General features: G+C 46.7%; 19 protein-coding genes and 3 pseudogenes. 14 read left to right on the forward strand and 8 right to left on the reverse strand.

Annotated features, from left to right (window positions below; translation table 11 throughout):
* Positions 1-93: 93 nt before the first annotated feature.
* Positions 94-1,098: a tryptophan--tRNA ligase gene (gene trpS, locus OGV98_RS10210; protein WP_032935863.1), complete on the forward strand. Its 1,005-nt coding sequence runs from the start codon at positions 94-96 to the stop codon at positions 1,096-1,098.
* Positions 1,099-1,518: 420 nt separating this feature from the next.
* On the opposite strand, the gene OGV98_RS10215 is transcribed toward trpS, so the two are convergent.
* The 3 genes and pseudogenes from OGV98_RS10215 to OGV98_RS23635 all read right to left on the reverse strand — a co-directional run.
* A complete protein-coding gene (locus OGV98_RS10215) occupies positions 1,519-2,265 on the reverse strand; it encodes an SDR family NAD(P)-dependent oxidoreductase (protein ID WP_049002806.1) in 747 nt (248 codons plus the stop codon).
* A gap of 70 nt (positions 2,266-2,335) precedes the next feature.
* The gene (locus tag OGV98_RS10220) at positions 2,336-3,025 is read right to left on the reverse strand and encodes a helix-turn-helix transcriptional regulator (RefSeq protein WP_003836487.1); all 690 of its coding nucleotides are present in this window, start codon (positions 3,023-3,025) and stop codon (positions 2,336-2,338) included.
* Positions 3,026-3,159: 134 nt separating this feature from the next.
* A pseudogene (locus OGV98_RS23635) lies at positions 3,160-3,333 on the reverse strand (DNA methylase); the annotation flags it as partial.
* Positions 3,334-3,991: 658 nt separating this feature from the next.
* Here OGV98_RS23635 and OGV98_RS10230 point away from each other — a divergent pair.
* The 10 genes and pseudogenes from OGV98_RS10230 to OGV98_RS10275 all read left to right on the forward strand — a co-directional run bounded on the left by OGV98_RS10230 (position 3,992) and on the right by OGV98_RS10275 (position 14,155).
* On the forward strand, positions 3,992-4,297 hold the full coding sequence (locus tag OGV98_RS10230) for a helix-turn-helix domain-containing protein (RefSeq protein ID WP_003836489.1): 306 nt from the start codon (positions 3,992-3,994) through the stop codon (positions 4,295-4,297).
* A gap of 225 nt (positions 4,298-4,522) precedes the next feature.
* Positions 4,523-5,227, forward strand: a complete 705-nt coding sequence (locus tag OGV98_RS10235) for a DUF1120 domain-containing protein (protein ID WP_003836491.1) — start codon at positions 4,523-4,525, stop codon at positions 5,225-5,227.
* Between the two features lie 99 nt (positions 5,228-5,326).
* A complete protein-coding gene (locus OGV98_RS10240) occupies positions 5,327-6,031 on the forward strand; it encodes a fimbria/pilus chaperone family protein (protein ID WP_057101534.1) in 705 nt (234 codons plus the stop codon).
* Between the two features lie 143 nt (positions 6,032-6,174).
* Positions 6,175-8,568, forward strand: a complete 2,394-nt coding sequence (locus OGV98_RS10245; RefSeq protein WP_474197925.1) for a fimbrial biogenesis usher protein — start codon at positions 6,175-6,177, stop codon at positions 8,566-8,568.
* Positions 8,565-9,116 carry a DUF1120 domain-containing protein gene (locus OGV98_RS10250; protein ID WP_044699932.1) on the forward strand — a complete coding sequence of 184 codons (552 nt, stop codon included), beginning with the start codon at positions 8,565-8,567 and terminating at the stop codon, positions 9,114-9,116. Before OGV98_RS10245 ends, OGV98_RS10250 begins: the two co-directional genes overlap by 4 nt.
* A gap of 4 nt (positions 9,117-9,120) precedes the next feature.
* Positions 9,121-9,903, forward strand: coding sequence for a DUF1120 domain-containing protein (locus OGV98_RS10255; RefSeq protein WP_032941311.1), 783 nt, complete (start codon positions 9,121-9,123; stop codon positions 9,901-9,903).
* A gap of 72 nt (positions 9,904-9,975) precedes the next feature.
* Positions 9,976-10,956 (forward strand): GlxA family transcriptional regulator, encoded by a 981-nt coding sequence (locus tag OGV98_RS10260; protein ID WP_210943630.1) that lies wholly within the window; start codon positions 9,976-9,978, stop codon positions 10,954-10,956.
* Positions 10,957-11,034: 78 nt separating this feature from the next.
* Positions 11,035-12,045, forward strand: a complete 1,011-nt coding sequence (gap, locus tag OGV98_RS10265; RefSeq protein WP_286551382.1) for a type I glyceraldehyde-3-phosphate dehydrogenase — start codon at positions 11,035-11,037, stop codon at positions 12,043-12,045.
* A 212-nt stretch (positions 12,046-12,257) separates the two neighbouring features.
* Positions 12,258-12,735 (forward strand): annotated as a pseudogene (locus OGV98_RS10270) (glutathione peroxidase).
* A gap of 631 nt (positions 12,736-13,366) precedes the next feature.
* A complete protein-coding gene (locus OGV98_RS10275) occupies positions 13,367-14,155 on the forward strand; it encodes a phosphotransferase family protein (protein WP_200009772.1) in 789 nt (262 codons plus the stop codon).
* 271 nt (positions 14,156-14,426) lie between these two features.
* Here the strand turns inward: OGV98_RS10275 and OGV98_RS10280 are convergent, their stop codons facing one another.
* A complete protein-coding gene (locus OGV98_RS10280; protein ID WP_202580486.1) occupies positions 14,427-14,684 on the reverse strand; it encodes a hypothetical protein in 258 nt (85 codons plus the stop codon).
* 318 nt (positions 14,685-15,002) lie between these two features.
* The gene (locus OGV98_RS10285; RefSeq protein WP_272929950.1) at positions 15,003-15,911 is read right to left on the reverse strand and encodes an SDR family oxidoreductase; all 909 of its coding nucleotides are present in this window, start codon (positions 15,909-15,911) and stop codon (positions 15,003-15,005) included.
* A 340-nt stretch (positions 15,912-16,251) separates the two neighbouring features.
* On the opposite strand from OGV98_RS10285, the gene OGV98_RS10290 reads away from it, so the two are divergent.
* The 3 genes and pseudogenes from OGV98_RS10290 to OGV98_RS10300 all read left to right on the forward strand — a co-directional run.
* A complete protein-coding gene (locus OGV98_RS10290; RefSeq protein ID WP_016152753.1) occupies positions 16,252-16,437 on the forward strand; it encodes a con-10 family general stress protein in 186 nt (61 codons plus the stop codon).
* Positions 16,438-16,528: 91 nt separating this feature from the next.
* Entirely contained in the window at positions 16,529-17,026 is a 498-nt protein-coding gene (locus OGV98_RS10295; protein WP_202580487.1) for a YciE/YciF ferroxidase family protein, read from the forward strand.
* 24 nt (positions 17,027-17,050) lie between these two features.
* Positions 17,051-17,491 (forward strand): annotated as a pseudogene (locus OGV98_RS10300) (ferritin-like domain-containing protein); the annotation flags it as partial.
* 321 nt (positions 17,492-17,812) lie between these two features.
* Here the strand turns inward: OGV98_RS10300 and OGV98_RS10305 are convergent.
* The 3 genes from OGV98_RS10305 to OGV98_RS10315 all read right to left on the reverse strand — a co-directional run bounded on the left by OGV98_RS10305 (position 17,813) and on the right by OGV98_RS10315 (position 19,475).
* Positions 17,813-18,286 carry a glycoside hydrolase family protein gene (locus OGV98_RS10305; RefSeq protein WP_286551388.1) on the reverse strand — a complete coding sequence of 158 codons (474 nt, stop codon included), beginning with the start codon at positions 18,284-18,286 and terminating at the stop codon, positions 17,813-17,815.
* Positions 18,270-18,620: a phage holin family protein gene (locus OGV98_RS10310; RefSeq protein ID WP_043016503.1), complete on the reverse strand. Its 351-nt coding sequence runs from the start codon at positions 18,618-18,620 to the stop codon at positions 18,270-18,272. The genes OGV98_RS10305 and OGV98_RS10310 overlap by 17 nt, the downstream gene beginning before the upstream one ends.
* 102 nt (positions 18,621-18,722) lie before the next feature.
* Complete coding sequence (locus OGV98_RS10315) at positions 18,723-19,475, reverse strand: hypothetical protein (RefSeq protein ID WP_286551392.1); 753 nt, start codon at positions 19,473-19,475, stop codon at positions 18,723-18,725.
* Between the last annotated feature and the right edge of the window lie 63 nt (positions 19,476-19,538).

The following is a 19,538-nucleotide window of genomic DNA, read 5'->3' on the forward strand; positions in this document are numbered from 1 at the left end:
TCAGAATGTGTTTTTCCCATTTTTAGATAACCGCCGAAAGGCGGTTATTTGCATTTAGAGACCCCTTTCGGTTTTATGACTAAGGAGTCTTACATGAACAATAAAACCATCATCCTCACTGGCGATCGTCCCACCGGCCCGCTGCATCTTGGCCATTATGTGGGGTCATTGCGCCAGCGCGCCGCACTGCAACATGATTATCGGCAGTTTATATTGGTGGCTGACCTGCAAGGGCTAACCGATAACGGCAGCACACCGCAAAAGATCCGCGACAATATTCCGGAGGTACTTGCCGACTATCTTGCCGCAGGAATAGATCCTTCACTGACCACTATTTGTTTGCAATCGGCCCTGCCTGCCCTTGCAGAATTGACCGCGCTTTATATGAATATCGTCACCGTGGCTCGCGTAGAGCGTAATCCTACGGTTAAAAACGAAATTGCGCAGAAAGGGTTTGCCCGCTCGTTACCGGTTGGTTTTCTGGTTTATCCCATCAGTCAGGCGGCAGATATTACGGCCTTCAAAGCCGAAGTGGTTCCCGTCGGCGACGATCAGTTGCCAATGATTGAGCAGACTAATGAAATCGTGCACAAGATGAATAGCCTGTTACCGGCCCCCGTCTTATCGCACTGCAAAGCGCTGCTGAGTGAAACCAGCCGCCTACCAGGGATCGACGGGAATGCCAAAATGTCAAAATCGCTTGGTAACACATTGCTCCTGTCAGCCAGCGAAGAAACCATTCATCACGCGGTCAGTGCAATGTACACCGACCCCAATCATCTGAAAGTATCCGACCCGGGGCAAATCGACGGCAATATGGTATTCATTTACCTCGACGCTTTTCATCCGGATAAAGCAAAAGTGGCGGAAATGAAAGCGCATTACCAACGGGGTGGACTGGGTGACCGGACATGCAAAAACGAGCTGGAGGTGTGCTTGCAGGAACTCATCGCCCCAATGCGCGAGCTGCGGGCAACCTACATTCAGGATAAAGGCATGCTGATGGCAATGCTCAAAAAAGGCAGCGAACAGGCGCACGAGATCACGCAGCAGACATTAAGAGAAGTGAAGCAAGGGCTGGGTTTGCCGGTGTTCTGAACTCGACCTATTACAGTCGGCCCAATAAATAAAGACAGCTCCCAACGAGTTACCTTCGCCGGGAGCTTTCAGAATCTTCCCCACGTGTTATCAGCAAAATGCACTAATGTTTTATTTCGAAATCAAAACCTCATTTCAGGCGATGGCCCCTCTGATAAAAGGCATGGATTGTCGCCGAAGAGACTATGCTACTCAACGAGTGGCAAAAGGAAGCATTTCATCTGTATCTACAGACAAAGATGCCCGTTTTTCAATGTGAGTTAAACCAATGGAAAGTCGATCATTTATTCTCATATTAGTTCAAACTGGAGATGCTGTTATCATTACCCTTATAATAGGAGCATTAAATATATTATAACGCTCCTATTGAACCTACCGCTTTGGTTAGGTAATGCTTATAGTTTAAAACGTTAGAGAAATTTACTCGGCTAAATATCCACCATCAATTGGATAAACTCCTCCGGTACAGAATGCGGATTTGTCTGATAGCAAAAACAATATGAAGTCTGCTATTTCTTGCATTTTTGCCATCCTTTTCATAGGGTGGCTATTGGCGAAGCTATGTACGATATTTTCAGGAAGTGCACTCATTCGCGGGGTCTGGACATAACCAGGAGCGACTGCATTTACTCGAATTCCTTGACATGCAAATTCTAGCGCTGCGGTTTGGGTTAAACCAATTATACCATGCTTAGCCACGGTGTAAGGCGCTAATCCAGGAATGCCAACCAGGCCATTTACGGCAGATAAATTCACTATTGAGCCACCAAACTTCATCATCTGAGGTATTTCATATTTTAGGCAGTAAAAAACTCCGCTCAATGAGGTGGCAATAACCTTATCCCAGTTCTCAACTGTTTGCTCTGTTATGTTTTTACCATGATCACCTGTTAAGCCTGCATTATTTACAGCATAATCAAGTCTGCCGAAGCGTTCGATAACCTCATCGATCATTTGTCGTACTTGTTCGGGCTGTGATACATCACATCCGATCCCCATCGCTTGTTGACCCTGTGAAGATAATTGTTTCGCTTTTTGTTTAGCCTGCTCTGACGAACGGGCGACAATAATGACCTTAGCACCATGTATGTGTAATTGCTTTGCGACGACCTCACCTATTCCTGTAGTGCTTCCTGTTATCACAGCAATTTTATTTTGGAAATTCATACTCCCCCCAAAGATGTAGAATTGAACCTTTCATCTGGGTTAGTATACAAATGAGCTGTGACAGTTTTTGTCAGTACTCTTTCTCCTCGCTAATCCCTTCTTTTACTCTCCATTTTTTCAATAAAACCGCCCTGCTTTCACTATAAAAGGAATCCAGTTGCTCAATTTCCTTAATTTTGTCAGTCCTAAAGTGGCGAAAATCGTTTCTCATCTCACACCATGCAACCAAAAGCCAACATGACTCCATGTATACCAACCCAATGGGCCATATGACTCGAGAAGAGTAAGAGTCTTTCTTATCACAATACTTTATTTTGATTCTCTTTCGCTTTTTAATAGCATTTCGAATATCTTCAAAAAACATCTCATTTTTTTCTGAAGGACCAATCAGATAGGATTGACTTTCAATAAGATTTTTCAACTCACCGGAAATGACGGTATGTATTTTGGCAAGTGCATTCTTAGCGATAATTTTGAAATCATGGTCCGTATTATGAGAGACCCAATTCAATCCAAGCGTAATAGCATTGACTTCTTCATGAGACAGGTTTAAGGGTGGCAAATGAAAATCAGATTTAACGATATAACCAATTCCAGCACCACCTTCAATGCATACCCCTTGATGCTGTAGCGTTTTTATATCTCTGTAAAGGGAACGCACACTTATCCCTAATCTTTCTGAGAGTGTGGATGCAGTGATCGGATATCTTTGTGCCCTTAATATCTGTAGTAATTCGAGAAGCCTTTCTGTTCTAGTCATAGTGATAAATCCATCATGATCCTGAGACGATTTCTTAAAGCATCTATTAGATAAGCATCTTAGTACAAAGCAAGTGTAGATGGCTAAGTTGAACTGCCCCAAGGTCTGATACCGCGCTAAGTTCGTAATGCGTTCATCAGTGCGTCTGTTTTGAGGACACATTTCATCTCATTGCAGGTGGGTTGTAGCCATTCATCGCTTTTGTCGCCGGCAATACTGTGTCGGAAAGGCCACGGACTCCGACCAACTGCGGGGGATCTGTGGGGGATGAAATCAACGGCACGATCCGGAAAGAAGCGGAAAAGCAGCCCGTCCTGTGTCCACTCAGGCGCGGTACACTGGAGCCAACAATGGATATCCTTACGCATCACGCGATGTGGACATGGAACCGCAAGGCGTCATTACAAAACATTCGTAAAGCTTTTCGGATAGTATATCGTGCTGTGGGTGTGAGTGAATTCAGGCAACGGGCAGATATCACCGCAATTTTTACTCTGAACTATAAATTATGAGTCCCCTTTAATCATCAATATTATTGTTGAGACCTGACAATGGTCATTACAGGCTTTATTTCTAATTTTCAGCACCAGATACCCTCTGATATTTATAGAACACATCTGTAATTTACTCCTTATTGGTGTAACGTGTAACTATATATTTCACGGAGTAACCAAATAATAGTAATTATGATTGCGCGTGAAACTATTAGTGTATTCATGACTGTGAGATAAGTAGATCGTTATCATATATTATCTTTATATTTCATGAAGATACAACCAAACCTCAAATTCATTTAATTTATTGAAACAATCGTTTAACCTGTTTTGATAGCTTTATTCTATTGATGATTTACTGACCGATCGATATTAACTTGTTTTAAGAGTAAAGGATGTTTGCAATACTTTTATGGCCGAAATATATGTCAACAAATAAATCAACATAAACAAATAGTAAACGGAGTCGCTAATGCACTTGAAATACAATATATCTAACGTTAACGCCAGAATCGGTCGATTCGTTCGTAGCAACCGACAAAAAATGAATATGAGCGCAGAAGAGTTAGCTGTTGAGTTAAATATATGTCAGCAGCATGTATCACGGTTTGAACGGGGGCAGTGCGCTTTTACGTTAGAGTTTATTCTGCGAATTCTGAACGTTTTTAACATAAGACTGAGTCATCTTGTCAGTGAAGTTTTCTATGAGGATTCACAGGTATTTAGCAAGGCCAGAAACATTATCCAAAACAATTCAATGACTAAGACCATTAATTAACGAGCTTGATTTTTTAAAAACAGCATTTACTGGACAATATTCTTCAAGAGAAACTAAATACAACATATTGCTTTTGTATTTCTCTAATTTTTACCAGGTGTGAATATCTAAAACCTGCTACGTGAAGAAAGTCATGCTCCGCATCGCCATGTTTACTTGAATAAAGTGAACATGGCGCTGCACAGGCGTTGTATTTTTAAATCCATAATTAGGAATATTACTTAAATGAAATTAAATAAACTACTGGTTGCTTTATCACTTACTTTTATTTCCGGCTCAGTCCTTGCGGCAGGTGGAGACACGGCCACGCTTAAAGTCACAGGAAAATTAGTGCCGGGCGCATGCGCCGTCAATCTGGATAACGCCGGTATTGTTGACTACGGAACAATGTTAATGACGAACCTGTCTGCAACTGAAGACAATCAACTGCCGGAAAAACGTATTAATATGGGTATTAAATGCAATTCCGAACGACTTGTTGCGTATACCCTTCATGATGAACGTAGAGATTCTCTTTATAATGGTGTGATTAAAAATGCCACCGTTGATGGCAGCGATATACCCGCAAGCAGCAATCAATTTGGTCTGGGGCTTACGAACGACGGTGAAGCAAGACTGGGGGCATATACTGTTATTAACTGGTTCCCTGATATGACTTATTCGGGTAGCGCTGACAATCTGGTGTTTATCGGAAGTAAAGGTAACAGCGACGACTGGTCACGCACGACTTCTGGCAGCACCGTAAACGGCGTGGATGTTGCGGCCAGATTACACACCTTAGGAAATCCTGATACATTAACCCCGGCAGCTTTCTCTGAATTGAAAATTCCATTATCTATTAAAGGAGTTCTTCGCAAAGGGGAAGACCTTAAGATTACGGATGAAACGAATCTCGACGGTGAGGCAACGATTTCTCTGGTTTATCTCTGATAATCTCCCGTAAATTAATACGAAAAAATTAATTTTATCGACTCTGTTTATTACCGGGCCATGTTCTAATGGTCCGGTAAATATACTGGAATAACTACAATGCGTCAGCCATTTTTCTTCTGGAAAGTTCTTTTCATTCTTTCACTTTTCCTGATATGCGTCCCACAGGTTAGTATGGCCACCGGAATGCAGCCTGACAGTTCCCTTTTACTGATCCAGGAAAAGGAAAGTGGAGGCAGCATGAATGTCACCAATACAGACAATATCCCTTCCCTACTTTACACACAGGTCATTAATGTTGACGGTGAGGATGACACGATTAAACTCCTGCCGACTCAGCCGGTAGTCCGGGTTGAAGGAGGTAAGACTCAGCAAGTTCGATTTATTCTTAAAACGGAAAAGCCGCTAATTACTGAGCATCTTAAACGTGTCATTTTCGAAGGTATCCCCCCAAAAATTCCCGGTAGTAACAAAATTGGTATTACCATACGTCAGAATTTACCCGTACTTATTCATCCAGAAGGATTACCGGAACGAAAAGATCCCTGGACGTTACTTACATGGCATAAAAAAGGTAATCAGCTGAAAGTCACTAATCCAGGCCCCTATGTCGTCCGCCTGGCCCAGCAGTTTGTCACACTACCGTCGAAGACACAATTTGACCTCGGGAGAACGTATTTACTGCCGGGCCAGCATATAACCTTATCATCAGCATCCTCGCTTACGGCTGATAACGAAGTACGTTTTGTTCCAGTCAGCCGTTACGGTGTTCAGGTGTCGGAGTTTATTGCTTCGCTAAATTGAAAGAAACTTTAGCGCCAGACCGGATGTCAGGTTTCAACGCTGAATATTTATTATAAAAAACCTATTTCGCATCAGAACGATTTATATCCTAGTTCCTGCAAGGATAGCTATAAGGTTAATAAATGCCCTTTAATTTAATCAGAATGTTGCCTGTTCACAGGTGTGCATATTATTTATTTCTCGGTCTATTTGGTAGTTACAGTATGATGTCATCCGCCGAACCTTTACTATTTGATGACGGAAGATTAAAAAACCGTGGACTGGATGCTGGCCTGAGTCATTATTTTTCTCACGCTGCACGTTTTTCACCAGGCGAATATCCTGTTAGTTGGGTGATTAACGGGCGCAATAAAAGTCAGCTTATGACGCGATTTAATGCGCAGGGTGAACCCTGTATAACCCCTGAAACATCCCGAAATCTCGGACTTGCGTATGAGTTTAATCAAGGATGTCTGGATTATCAGACGCTTTATCCCGCAGCACAGTTAACGGCAGACCCGTATAAAAATCAGATTAGTTTTACAGTTCCGACATCTGCGCTGACGCCAGAAAGCATCTTATTACGGAAGGATATTATTCAGGGAGGCACATCGGGGCTGCTTAATTATAATCTGCAGTCGTCAACCACAGTTCAGTCCGGAAAGCACGAAACTTATCAACTGGGACTATTTGAATCAGGACTGAATCTGAATGACTGGCTGCTTCGCAGTCGTCATACGGTATCGTACAGTGACGGAACACGTCGTTCTCAGCGACTATATACTTATGTCCAGAAGACGTTTCAGTCGCTACAACAGACCTTTCAGGCAGGAGAGATATACGCTCGTCAGACGCTACTCGCCATTCCTGGATTAACGGGACTTCAACTGTTTCCTGATAGTGCACTGCGTCCTGCTCGTAGCGGCGTTTCTGTTCAGGGAATAGCGCGTTCCGCGCAGGCTCGTGTTGAGGTTTATCAAAACGGACAGTTAATCGAGGCAACACAGGTTCCTGAAGGACCGTTTTCATTAGATAACATTTCCATGCTCAGCACGCAGTTTCCGCTGGATGTGAAAGTGACGGAACAGGATGGTCAGTTAACAACGTTTTCAGTACCTGTCACGGCCTTACAAACTCCGGCCGACGCTCCCCTTTATGGTTCTGTGGCACTCGGTAAAGTGCGCGAGACAGTTGCCAGCGATGAATCGGCCCCCTGGCTCATTACCGGAAGTCAGGGAATGCGGATTTCCCGACAGGCAACGCTAAGCGGTAGCGCTCTGGCCTCAGCACAGTATCAATCCGCGGCGGCATCCCTGAGTTTTATTCCGATACCGGCATGGTCACTGTCGCTGCAAACCACGATGGCACAGGAACAGTACACGCATCATGCGGGCAGCAAGGAAAGCCTCAGTCTCCGCTACCAGCTTAACCCTTCCGCCAGTATTCAGGCGGCCTGGACCACAACATCTGCGGGATTTCGTGAGCTCAGCGACGCTGTAAATCATACGACTTCCACCGCGAACAGTTACTACAATGTGGGAGGTAACTGGGCTCATGAACATTTAGGTCTGTTTTCGCTGAGTTACTCGACCTCCTCCGCGCGTGACCATGCCGCCACACCGAAATCATGGTATGCCTCATGGTCAAAAAACTGGCGCTGGGCTGGACATGGTCAGATTAACCTTTCGGCCACATGGCAACGTGTTTCTGGCTCCCGGACGAGTACGCAACGTGACGATGATGTTTTTTATATCCGATTTGGGCTGCCTCTGGGACACGATCGCGTAAATCTGTCCCTTCGTCGACAGGGCTCCCGGACTTATAACGATGTTCAGACCAGCGGACAATGGGACGATATGTCATATTCGCTATCGGCAGGACGGGACTGGCAAAATGCCCAAAATACCATCAGCGGCAGTTTTGGGCAGAATTTGCATTATGCCCAGATGAGTGGGTATGCCAGCCAGACCGCCAATTATTGGGGGTATGGCGGTTCGCTAAGCGGTGGGATTTCCGTTAATCAGGAAGGGATACTTTTTTCACCTTATGCGATTCAGGAATCATACGGCGCGCTTTCATTAAATTCTCCGCTTTCCGGGATCAAAGTATCTACCCCGCAGGGCCCCGTCTGGACTGATTATCGCGGCAAAGCGCTGGTTCCCGGCTTAACACCGTGGCAGCCCTCTCGTCTCAATATTGATGTTAAAACGTTGCCCAGACATGTCGACTTAACCAATGGTGCCGCGGAGCTTACCGTTTCGCGAGGAGCCGTCGCATTCACACAATTCAGGGTATCAGACACCCGCAGGGTACTCATGACAGTCAGACGTACTAACGGAAAGCTTCTGTCTAAAGGAAAAGGGATCGTAGACAGCGATGGGCAGTACGTGACGAATTCTCTGGAAAAAGGCCTGGTTTTCTTTAGCAACCTGCAGCCCGGTGAGTCGTTCTTTGTGGGGGATGACAACGGTAGCCCCATGTGCCAGCTACAGTATTCCCTGCCCCCAACACCACCTCAGGATGGTTTATATGAAGAGTTAACGGGAGTATGCGAATGATTCGTTTAATATCATTATGTTGCGGCATCTATTTTATTGTCAGTCCGGTCGTTCAAGCGCAGTGCAATATTATTGCCAGCCAGTTGCGCCACGAATACGGCAAAGTCCGGTTTCAGGATACTGAGCCCACCGGGCAGGTACAATGGCAGCAGTTGCCCGCCCGTCAGGTACAGGTACAGGTGCGGTGTGATGTTCCTCAACCCATACATATCCGGTTTGATGACAATGACCGTCGAGGACTCGACTTCAGTTTCGGTGAGGAGGGACGGGCAACGGTGATGTTCAGTGAAGCGTTTGTCGATAATAAGAGCAGCCAGTTCGTTGTTCACCACGAGCTTAATAAATCGTCTGAATCACGGTCGCAGACCCCTATTGCTGTTCTCAACGGAGACACAGTTGAGCTCCAGCAGCATCATCAGCCCGTGAACGGGATGTCGGCCACTTTCCTGCTTACGGTTATTCCCCGTGTACAGGCCCGCAGCTTTCAGGTTTCAGATCAGCAGGCGTCAACATTGTCATTACGTATGACCGTACCAGAGAGAGAATAACTCGATGATTTCATTTTGGTTCAAGGAAATTTTTCAGCGTGTTATATACCACCAGTCAAGTGTTACAGGAAAGATGCGCCTGATTTCGCTTATTAAAAGCCGGATACATCGGTGGCTTTGTTGTGCCGGGGGGATATTTTGCCTGTTGATTACGAAGGCGTATGCGGAAAATACGGTGGATGTGAGCTTTTCAGCTGAAATGATCCCGGCGGCATGCCGGGTATCGCTGGATAATGGCGGCACTGTGGATTACGGTACGCTGAGTCTCTCATCGATCCGTTCTTCATCTCCCTATCTGTTGACGCCACGTGTTATCGGCTTGCATATACAGTGCGAGAGCCTGCGACAGGTGGCATGGATGGTCAATGATGAAAAAGCGGAAACCCGGGTCCGTAACCTGATAATTGACTCTCACGATGATAAGACATCTGGTCGGCATTCATCTGACACCCTCTTTGGACTGGGTGTTACCTCAGGTCAAAAACCGATTGGTGGTTACCTGATAACCGCATTAGCCGGGGAGAGCGCCGTGGAAGGCGATATCGCGTCATGGGGGTATCAGACGGGGGAACAAGAACGGAGCATGTGGCAATCAGCCGGGACAGCACTAACACTGATTTCAGGCATCATGAGACTGACTCCGGTGGATGCGAAAAATAATCCCGTGGCAATTCGTCAGTTGACAATCCCCCTCAGGATCTCTGCCGCCATTGCCTCCGATGGCCTGAGCTTACAGGATGAGACTGAGTTACAGGGCGAGGCCACAATCAGCCTGATTTATTTGTAATATTGGGACAAGAATAGTATCCCGCAACACATGTCTGTTGACTTATTTTGTAAAAAGACTACTTTTCAGGACATGAAGAAGATACTCATCATTGTTCCCGATGGCGGTATGCTGTTTGAATCCGCCGGTATTGCCGACATCATGATGCAGGCCAACCGCCTGCATCCCAAAAGCGTTACGGAAACCTGTTATCAGGTTCAGTTAGCCACAACGCAACCACATCAGGTGATCCATGGTCAGTCCGGCCTGAACCTACTGGCAGATCATCGCCTGCATGAGATAGATCCTCGCGAACCTCTCGATACCATCATTATCACCGGCAGAGGTCAAAATCCGCAGGAAGGAATTGCTGTGGTTGACTGGCTGCGCCTTGCCGCTCCCCATGCCCGCCGCATTGCATCCATTTGCGGCGGTGCGATGCTGCTGGCACAAACCGGGCTGCTGGACGGCAGACGAGCCACCACCCACTGGAAACTACTTGAAACCATGCAGGCAGAATTCCCTCAGGTGCGCGTCGAAAGCGGTCCGCTTTATATTCAGGACGAACACATCTGGACATCGGGTGGCGTGAGCTCCGGCTTTGATCTAACGCTAGCGCTGGTTGAAGAGGATTATGGTTTCAGTCTGGCGCGCGACGTCGCTCAAGACTTCGTCATGTACCTGCGCCGTCCTGGGGGCCAGCTGCAGTTTAGCCGCTACAACCTTCAGCATACCAGTACTCTGGGCTCGATTAACGATCTGCTGGTCTGGCTGCTTGAGAACCTCACCGCCGACCTCAGCGTGGATAAACTGGCGGAAAAAGTCGCCATGAGTCCACGTAACTTCACCCGCGTGTTTACCCGGGAAACAGGAGCTTCACCGGCGCGCTATGTAGCTGAAGCTCGTCTGGCCGCCGCCCGGCAGCGTCTGGAGCTGACCAACGAGACGCTGGAGCGTATTGCCGAACAAACGGGATTCGGCAGCAGCATCAACCTGCGACGACTATTCGAAAAACAGCTTCACCTGACCCCGGGCGAATATCGCCAGCGTTTTCATTGTCGTAAAATGGCCTAAAGTGATCCTTTTTTGTCGTTTACGCCAAGCAGTGATCGGCCTAAATTTATGCCAGAGACAACAGATAAGGAGTTGATCATGGTAAAGGTCGGTATTAACGGTTTTGGCCGTATCGGACGTAACGTACTGCGCGCTGCACTGGGTAACTCGGATATTCAGATTGTGGCAATCAACGATCTGACTGACAGTAAAACATTGGCGCACCTGCTGAAATACGATTCGCTGCTGGGTAAACTCGATGCCGACGTCGCCGCCAGTGAGGGGCAACTGGTCGTTAACGGTAATTCCATTACTGTTTTTAGCGAACGCGACCCAGCCAAAATCCCCTGGCGTCAACGTGAAGTCGATATTGTCATTGAAGCAACCGGCTTCTTCACTGAACGAGACAAGGCGGCAGTACATATCCACAGCGGTGGCGCAAAGCGCGTAATTATCTCTGCTCCAGGTAAAAACGATGATTTAACCATCGTGATGGGCGTTAACGATCATCTCTACTCGGCGGATAAACACTTTGTCGTCAGCAACGGTAGCTGCACCACCAACGGTCTGGCACCTGCCGCGCAGGTTTTGCACCAACATTTCGGTATTAAGCATGGTCTGATGAACACCACCCATGCCTACACCAACAGCCAGGCGCTGCACGACCAACCGGAAAAAGATCTTCGTGGCGCCCGCGCCGCTGCATTGTCGATAGCGCCCTACTCAAGCGGTGCTGCAAAGGCGCTTGGCAAAGTCATCCCTGAGCTGGATGGTCGCTTAACCGGTTATTCGCTGCGCGTACCAGTTCCGGTAGTGTCAATTGTCGACCTGACCGTCACGCTTGAGCGGGATGTAACGGAAGAAGAAGTCAATAATGCATTTCGTAACGCCGCCGCGACGGGGCCGCTGAAAGGGATCCTGGGCTATAGCGATGAACCGCTCGTTTCAAGCGACTACCAGGGTGACCCGCGTTCATCCATTATCGACGGCCTGTCAACGTTGGTAATTGGTGGCAATATGGTCAAAATTCTCGCCTGGTACGATAACGAATGGGGATTCTCCAATCGGCTCGTCGACCTGGCGCTGTTAATGGCAAAAAACGAGCGCTAACTCCTGCTTCCCACGCCCTCTTAAAATCCACGCCTGGCGTGGATGTTTTAACTCTGCCACGGCAGATTAAATGTGAGTTTGATGGCGGAGCAATTCCTCTCAACTTAGTCATTTTATTAATCTTACGGTTGCTACCATAATAAAAAGTCACTAAGCGAAGCCTATAACCCGCAGGCAATATGAGTAATGTGAACTTAATTGAGGATTCCGGTATGACCACCTTTCATCAACTTACTGCCACCAGTCTCAATGGCCAACCCATCTCGATGGCCGATTACGCTGGAAAACTGGTGCTGGTGGTTAATACCGCCAGTCATTGTGGATTCACGCCACAATAGCAGGCCTCAAAGTGCTCTATAAGAAGTACGCCGCACAGGGTCTGGCGGTGCTGGGTTTCCCCTGCAACCAGTTCGGTAAACAGGAACCTGGTGGAGCCGATGAAATCGCACAAACCTGTCACATCGACTACGGTGTGAGCTTCCCGATGTTTGAGAAAGTGGACGTCAACGGCGCTGGGACGCATCCGGTGTTTCGTTTCCTGAAAGATGAATTACCCGGCGTGCTGGGTGGATCAAGTGGAACTTCACTAAATTCCTGATCGGGCGCGACGGTAAGCCGCTTAAGCGTTTTGCCCCCTACACGACTCAAGAGAAAATAGAAGCCACGATCCTTGCAACGCTAAAAGACTGAGTGCTCATGTCATTCAAACCGTTCCCATTATGCCCCTGCCTGCTGCATGAATAAAAAACACGCTGCAAAATCAACAAAATATAGTCAACTTGCTTAATTACTCTGCAATTACACAGGAAAAAAACAATCAGTCGTAAACTCAAATACATACATATATATCAGTAAGATAAGAAATTGCAGGGACAGTTAATAGCGGGGTATAGCAGCTATTAATGTGTCCCTTTTCATGTCCCTGCCCCTAAAAATGCCCCCAAATCTGCCCCCAAAATCACGCCCTCAAGTGTGGAAAAACCGCTCCATAACCACACAGTTCATTCATTCCTCTCATTTACATATTCACATAGCTCATTTCGAGCCATCTCACATTGTTCAGTCTTCGAGTTGTTGTGTGCCTGTCTTTTGCACATCACATTCTCATCACCGATTTAATCATCCGTACTTATGACCTTCAACTAATCAAATCTCACGTGAAAAACAGTGCCCCCTCTTACGACTGCTTAGTGCCAGGAGCGGACGTTGCCATACGCGCAAATTAGGAATGGTGCCTTATAACTTCATCCGCACCACTACCTATTTGCATTACACTTAATAAACAAGAACAACCAATCCGCTAATTTTGAAGGGATAGTGCATGTCTGCCATGGATTTATCCAAAATGGGCACTGCCAGAGTGGCTCTGAATACCAGTGATTGTGATCATATAGTTATAGAGAAGTGGCCTGTCAGCGAAGTTGAATGGGCCTTTTATAAATACGTGGCAACAGAGCTTAATCAGGCAGAGGTTGCAACTCCTAAGCTCTTGTCTGCTGATGCAGCCTTACGCCAATTAAGTATGGAGTATATTCCTTATTCGGTTGAACAAGCCAATGTGGCAAATGATTATGCCATAGCTATGCTGGGCCGCCTGCATCGTTATCCTGCGCATTCTGAATGGCTTTATCACACTCATACATGGACAGAAAAAGCGTTAGAAAACTCTCTCGTGCTTTTGGCGTTACCAGAAAAAAGTGCACAGCAGCTACGACGATTTCAGCAATGTAGTAATGAGTTATTTGGCTACCAAAGCCTGGTTTCAGGCGACAGCAACGCAGGCAACTGGGGAATGAGAGAAAACGGTGATTTAGTTCTTTTTGACTGGGAAAGATTTGGCAAAGGGAGTCCTGCTATCGACCTAGCTCCCCTTATAAAGGGAATGGGGAAAAAACAAATGTTTATGGCCCTTTCAGAACGCTATTGCAAGCTATCCTCCCACAAAAATATCATAGATCTGGCCAGAGAAATTGCTATAGCCAAAGCCTGGATTGTCACTGAAGTGATTACCCTACTTCAAAAGCGGAAAAAGACTGCATTTCCCATTTATCTAAACTGGTATAGAGAGCATCTTCCAGACTGGTTAGACAACGTCAAAAAAATGTTATGAAGAATGAATTTAAAAAAATGCACTTTACCGGAATGTCCGCTCCTCGCTCACAGCGGACCCTCATCTTCGTTAACTCGTCCGCTCCGTGCCATGAGCAGACTGTGCGTACGTAACTATTGCGCTCAGATTTTTCATTGAGGGGATTATTGCGCATATCTGAACCCCATCGCTATGGCCGATTTGTCCCCGGCAGGGGAAGTCCGTAATGCGTTCATCCTAAGAGGATATTCCGCTTATCCTCCTGGGTAGTTTTGGATTAGTTAAGCTTGTTTTAGGTAGACGAGAGTATATTTAATATTCTCTCCGTGAGTTTATCCTCATAACCGTCCTCTATTGGGTGATTGAACTTTACAAGAGGACCAGAACTTTTGGCTTGATCATAAGATCTTTCAAGTACTCCAGGTTCAGCACTCATGCTGTTTATCACAGTAGATAAAACGCTAATAGCAATCTTCGAAGCGTGAAGGTCGAGTCTCAGATCGTCAAGATTTCTCTCAAGGATTTCAACGCGTTCATTTAAGTCAGCCATTTAATCTCCTGGGTGTCTGGGAAGAAGGGTATTACTACCCAATCGCCAATACTGGCCGCTGTCGCTTCCCGGTTTTGTCTCTACGGCTTCTGCCATAAACTCATGACCAAAGATGCCACCATGAAATGTACTGGGGTTTACTCCGATAAAGATGCGGGCACGAACCACAGATAACACTTTCCGTTAAGCGAATAAAAATAACTTACGGCGTTTATAAACCGGTTTCAGGAAGTGTGCCGTTGCGGACATGAAGACGGCTATGATAAGTCATAGCTTTCATCAGCAGTTTTCCCGTTAGTCATTTCGTGTAATCACTCGTTATAACGTCCCGGTTCCGCCGTCAGAGCACCAGACCTGCCCGGACGTATAGCTGTTCTCTGGGGAAGCCAGGGTGACATAAAGTGGTGCAATTTCCGCAGGCTGACCAGGCCGACCGAGCGGTGAACTGGCACCAAATTGCTCAATTTTCTCCTGTGGTTGGCCACCACAGCATTGAAGAACCGTCCAATAGGGACCGGGGGCAACGGCATTTACCCGGATCCCTTTCGGTGCCAGTTGTTTTGCCAGCGATTTTGTAAAAGCTACGATCGCCGCTTTGGTCTGAGCATAATCCAGCAGGATCTCGCTGGGCTCGTAGGCTTGAACCGATGAGGTGTTTATAATTACGCCCCCTGGAGGTAAATGGTGAACTGCCGCTTTAGTAATCCAGAATAACGAGTAGACATTAGTCTTGAATGTTGCATCAAAGGCATCAGTTGTAAGTTCCTCAATCGACTCACAGAATTGCTGGCGACCCGCGTTATTGACCAGGATATCGAGCCCACCTAAGGTCTTAACCACCTGGCTAACCAGGTGCTGGCAAAATGTCTCTTCACGGATATCACCAGGGAGTGCCACGGCTTTTCTTCCTGCTTTCTGAATCAGATCGACGACCTCACGAGCGTCCTCTTCTTCTTCAGGCAGGTAGTTGATTGCCACATCCGCGCCTTCACGCGCAAAAGCAATTGCGACTGCTCGTCCAATTCCTGAATCACCTCCGGTAATTAACACTTTTCGGTCAGTAAGGCGACCGCTTCCCTGATAACTTTCTTCACCATGATCTGGACGTGGTTGCATTTTTCCGGCAAGTCCCGGAAAAGGTTGTTTTTGGTGTGGAAAAGGTGGAACAGGAAAACGTTCTGAATTTGTCATATTCGTACCCTGTTTCTCATTATATTTATTCGCCATTCCGTCACCTCACTATATTTATTTGCAAGAACTAATAAGCGTAGTTCAAATTTCACAGCTTGTATCTTGATAATTTCCGCGTAAGATTAATCCTGGTTTGAATGTTTTTGTTTTTTTGGGGGCGTGGTCGGTGAGTTAGTGTGTATTAATATCATGTTAGGCTTAAAATAAGCCAAGCGAGAGATTTGTAATGTGTTGAAAAACAAAGGTGGAAAAAAAGACGGATGCCGGAATTAAATTTGACTAAGTCAGGATTACCTCTAACGTTAAGCACTGAACAACGACAGGTACGAAATACACTTTTGTATCTGACTGACATAACCGATATATGAGGTGATATATGGCAGAGCATCGTGGTGGTTCCGGTAATTTCGCTGAAAACCGAGATAAAGCATCTGAAGCAGGCCGCAAAGGTGGTCAGCACAGCGGGGGTAACTTCAAAAATGATCCGCAACGTGCATCTGAAGCTGGTAAGAAAGGTGGGCAGAACAGTCACAGTGGTGGACGTAAGTCTGACAATTCCTGATTATTAGCTTCAGTCTCATCTTTTAATAAAAAGAGTGTCCTGCGGGTCTGCATTAGACTCGCAGTATTTCTCTAGCCCAGAAGGAATCCCTATGAATATGAAAACTATTGAAGATGTATTTATTCACCTGCTTTCAGACACCTATAGTGCTGAAAAACAATTAACTCGTGGGTTGGCTAAACTTGCCAGAGCGGCGTCAGATGAAAAACTCAGTGCGGCTTTTAATGCACACCTGGAAGAAACTCGGGGGCAAATAGAGCGTATAGACCAAATCCTTGAACATGAGCCGGAAATTAAGCTTAAACGCATCAAATGCGTGGCTATGGAAGGGCTGATTGAAGAAGCTAATGAAGCCATCGAAAGCACTGATAAAAATGAAGTTCGCGATGCGGCATTAATCGCTGCGGCACAGAAAGTAGAGCATTATGAGATAGCCAGTTACGGCACTCTGGCCACCCTTGCGGAACAACTGGGTTATAAAAAAGCGGTGAAACTTCTCGCGGAAACACTTAAGGAAGAAAAAGATACCGACCTGAAACTCACCGACCTTGCGGTAGGCAATATCAATAAAAAGGCCGGGAAAAAATAACATTACTGACTCGAGGAAATCACGATGAATCATATTGAGCATTACCATGATTGGTTACGGGATGCGCATGCCATGGAAAAGCAAGCGGAATCCATGCTGGAATCAATGGCAGGCCGTATCGATAATTATCCTGATTTACGTGCCAGAATAGAGCAACACATGACCGAGACAAAACGCCAGATCACCGTGCTGGAAGAGATCCTTAAGCGAAATGATATCTCGCGTTCTGTACTAAAAGACTCCATGAGTAAAATGGTCGCGTTTGGCCAGTCGATTGGAGGCATGTTACCCTCCGATGAGATTGTAAAGGGAGCGATCAGCGGCTATGTATTTGAACAATTTGAAATAGCTTGTTATACCTCGCTGCTGGCTGCTGCTGAGAAAGCGGGTGACACCGCGTCCATACCTGCCATAAAGTCAATTCTGGCAGAAGAACTCGATATGGCTGACTGGCTTCTTAAGCATTTCCGGTTGCATCAATGCACAGTAAGCCGGATTGTTGATTAAAGGTCAGCTCAGTACCGCCAGAAACCCTGACTGTAGACAGCGTTGTACCCGTGGACGTGGTGGTTTCCACAACTCTGGCACCAGAGCAACCGGACAACAACAGGCAGCACAATGTCACGCCAGTTAAGACGATTGTCGATTTCATGAGAATTCCTAACAGAGTTTTATGCTGGGTTTGAAAATAAAACCCTCGGGAAATGGTTGAACGTGGAGATGAAAATCAGATCGTTTATGCTGTTTTTTGACGTAGCGAGACATCAATTATCAGCATTTTATAAATCAAAAATCATAGGTTGGTGACCACAGGCCATTACGCATTACTACAGCATGACGACTGGCACGTTCCGGCGTCTGTTTTGCCCAGGTACTGTCCAGCATTTGGGCTGCAGCTTCATCCCAATTCTCGTCAACGATTGCTGAAAGCATGTGATGAAAACCCGCCAGACCCGAGGCTCCCATCTGATAACCCATGCTGGTCAGAATATCCTCCCGCGGCTGATTACAATGCGTTAAGGCCTGAGCAATGTCATCGTTATCAGTCATTGCCTCATGAGTTGCATCAACGTAACTGTAGAGCCATGCGTCAATAGTGTCGTCGTCCAGCGTAAATGTGTAGTGTGAAAGTGGCGCACCTGAAGGACCGAGCTTAAAACCCACGCCTGTCGACGGATAACCAAGACTGTCAATGTACGGCGAATACCGGACACCTTCTTCCTGCCGCAGTAGCGGTATAATTTCACTTTTCTGATTCATCGTTTTTCACCAGTTTATTTTTACGTAATTCCCACGCATCCAGAACTGCAGCGCGGATCCTGTCAGCACCAACGAAGCCAACAACCAGGCCCACAAGTGGCATCCACTCTTCGTGAAGCCCGCTTTTCCTCATCACTGCCAGAACGCTGAGTGTTATCAGAACTGCCAGCACACCACCGAACAAAGATGACACCCATCCCCGTCCATCTTTCAGACTCGACCACAACGCAGCGAGGAAGGCAGTGATACTTCCCCATGTTGCGTAGGCATGCCCGACTGCCCATGGTGCAAGCGATGCGATCCAGCCGAGAATGCCGGGTTCTTTTTCGACCATTTGTGTTTTCCTTGCCCGGAAACGGGCACAAAAAAACCCGCACGAGGCGGGTTATGAGAGATACAGCTATTGTTGGGATTTTCATCCTGACATCGTTTTGTGTCAACCATCGCGATTCATTTCAAATAGTTCACAGAGTCGCGTTGTCGCTGCACTGGCGCTGGCTGACAACCACCAGCGACATTCATCCATCACAAACAAGTACATTTCAACCTGGCCTGTATTGCTACTGATGTGACGCACGATTTCCCGATGCGTCGGAGCGATATGTCGATCGCCATTGCAGACGGGGCAAGTACCATGCTGAGGCTGGTTAATGATTCCAGTTCCGCGGCAGCGCGGGCAATGAGTGGATGCCTGAGCATGGGCTACTACCCAGTTATTAATATTCTGCCTGGCTGCCGAAATTTGATCTTCGAGGTAACTAATTCGGTCATCACGCAGCTCTTTACTGAGCATTTTTTTCAGCTTCTTCATCCGTGTAGTTTCACGCTGAGCATACGGACCATACAGGCGATGCAGGTGCTGAAGAGATCGATGCTGACTGCTCAGTGGCCGATGAAACTGGAGGTCGACAACCGTCTGGCACATCCTTTCCACCAGCGGTCTGTCAGCTAACTGGCTTTTAGAGCAGAAAGCTTTCGCCCACTTTGTGACATTGTCACGCAACGCGCGTTCCTGCTGCTTATCATCTCTGTAATTCACCATTATCATCTGATAACCCACTGGATTTTCACGCTCCAGTGTTGCCAGCATTGCCGCAATATCATCCCAGTGGATGGACGACTTACCGCCGCGTGGTTCCAGCTTTGCTGTCCGGGGATCGAAGATTTTGATAGCTGTTTCTGTGCTCATTTGTATGTCTCGCTAACCTGCTTTGGTCGCGGGAATTATCTCATAAAAAGGAGCAATTGCTTG

It is taken from the genome of Citrobacter sp. Cf136, assembly GCF_030333815.1.
GTDB classification, from domain to species: Bacteria; Pseudomonadota; Gammaproteobacteria; order Enterobacterales; family Enterobacteriaceae; genus Citrobacter; species Citrobacter freundii.

Excerpts from the sequence above, each read along its gene's own strand:
- trpS (WP_032935863.1), top strand. The coding sequence starts at position 94 with ATGAACAATAAAACCATCATCCTCACTGGCGATCGTCCCACCGGCCCG.
- OGV98_RS10215 (WP_049002806.1), bottom strand. The coding sequence starts at position 2,265 with ATGAATTTCCAAAATAAAATTGCTGTGATAACAGGAAGCACTACAGGA.
- OGV98_RS10220 (WP_003836487.1), bottom strand. The coding sequence starts at position 3,025 with ATGACTAGAACAGAAAGGCTTCTCGAATTACTACAGATATTAAGGGCA.
- OGV98_RS10230 (WP_003836489.1), top strand. The coding sequence starts at position 3,992 with ATGCACTTGAAATACAATATATCTAACGTTAACGCCAGAATCGGTCGA.
- OGV98_RS10235 (WP_003836491.1), top strand. The coding sequence starts at position 4,523 with ATGAAATTAAATAAACTACTGGTTGCTTTATCACTTACTTTTATTTCC.
- OGV98_RS10240 (WP_057101534.1), top strand. The coding sequence starts at position 5,327 with ATGCGTCAGCCATTTTTCTTCTGGAAAGTTCTTTTCATTCTTTCACTT.
- OGV98_RS10245 (WP_474197925.1), top strand. The coding sequence starts at position 6,175 with ATGTTGCCTGTTCACAGGTGTGCATATTATTTATTTCTCGGTCTATTT.
- OGV98_RS10250 (WP_044699932.1), top strand. The coding sequence starts at position 8,565 with ATGATTCGTTTAATATCATTATGTTGCGGCATCTATTTTATTGTCAGT.
- OGV98_RS10255 (WP_032941311.1), top strand. The coding sequence starts at position 9,121 with ATGATTTCATTTTGGTTCAAGGAAATTTTTCAGCGTGTTATATACCAC.
- OGV98_RS10260 (WP_210943630.1), top strand. The coding sequence starts at position 9,976 with ATGAAGAAGATACTCATCATTGTTCCCGATGGCGGTATGCTGTTTGAA.
- gap (WP_286551382.1), top strand. The coding sequence starts at position 11,035 with ATGGTAAAGGTCGGTATTAACGGTTTTGGCCGTATCGGACGTAACGTA.
- OGV98_RS10275 (WP_200009772.1), top strand. The coding sequence starts at position 13,367 with ATGTCTGCCATGGATTTATCCAAAATGGGCACTGCCAGAGTGGCTCTG.
- OGV98_RS10280 (WP_202580486.1), bottom strand. The coding sequence starts at position 14,684 with ATGGCTGACTTAAATGAACGCGTTGAAATCCTTGAGAGAAATCTTGAC.
- OGV98_RS10285 (WP_272929950.1), bottom strand. The coding sequence starts at position 15,911 with ATGGCGAATAAATATAATGAGAAACAGGGTACGAATATGACAAATTCA.
- OGV98_RS10290 (WP_016152753.1), top strand. The coding sequence starts at position 16,252 with ATGGCAGAGCATCGTGGTGGTTCCGGTAATTTCGCTGAAAACCGAGAT.
- OGV98_RS10295 (WP_202580487.1), top strand. The coding sequence starts at position 16,529 with ATGAATATGAAAACTATTGAAGATGTATTTATTCACCTGCTTTCAGAC.
- OGV98_RS10305 (WP_286551388.1), bottom strand. The coding sequence starts at position 18,286 with ATGAATCAGAAAAGTGAAATTATACCGCTACTGCGGCAGGAAGAAGGT.
- OGV98_RS10310 (WP_043016503.1), bottom strand. The coding sequence starts at position 18,620 with ATGGTCGAAAAAGAACCCGGCATTCTCGGCTGGATCGCATCGCTTGCA.
- OGV98_RS10315 (WP_286551392.1), bottom strand. The coding sequence starts at position 19,475 with ATGAGCACAGAAACAGCTATCAAAATCTTCGATCCCCGGACAGCAAAG.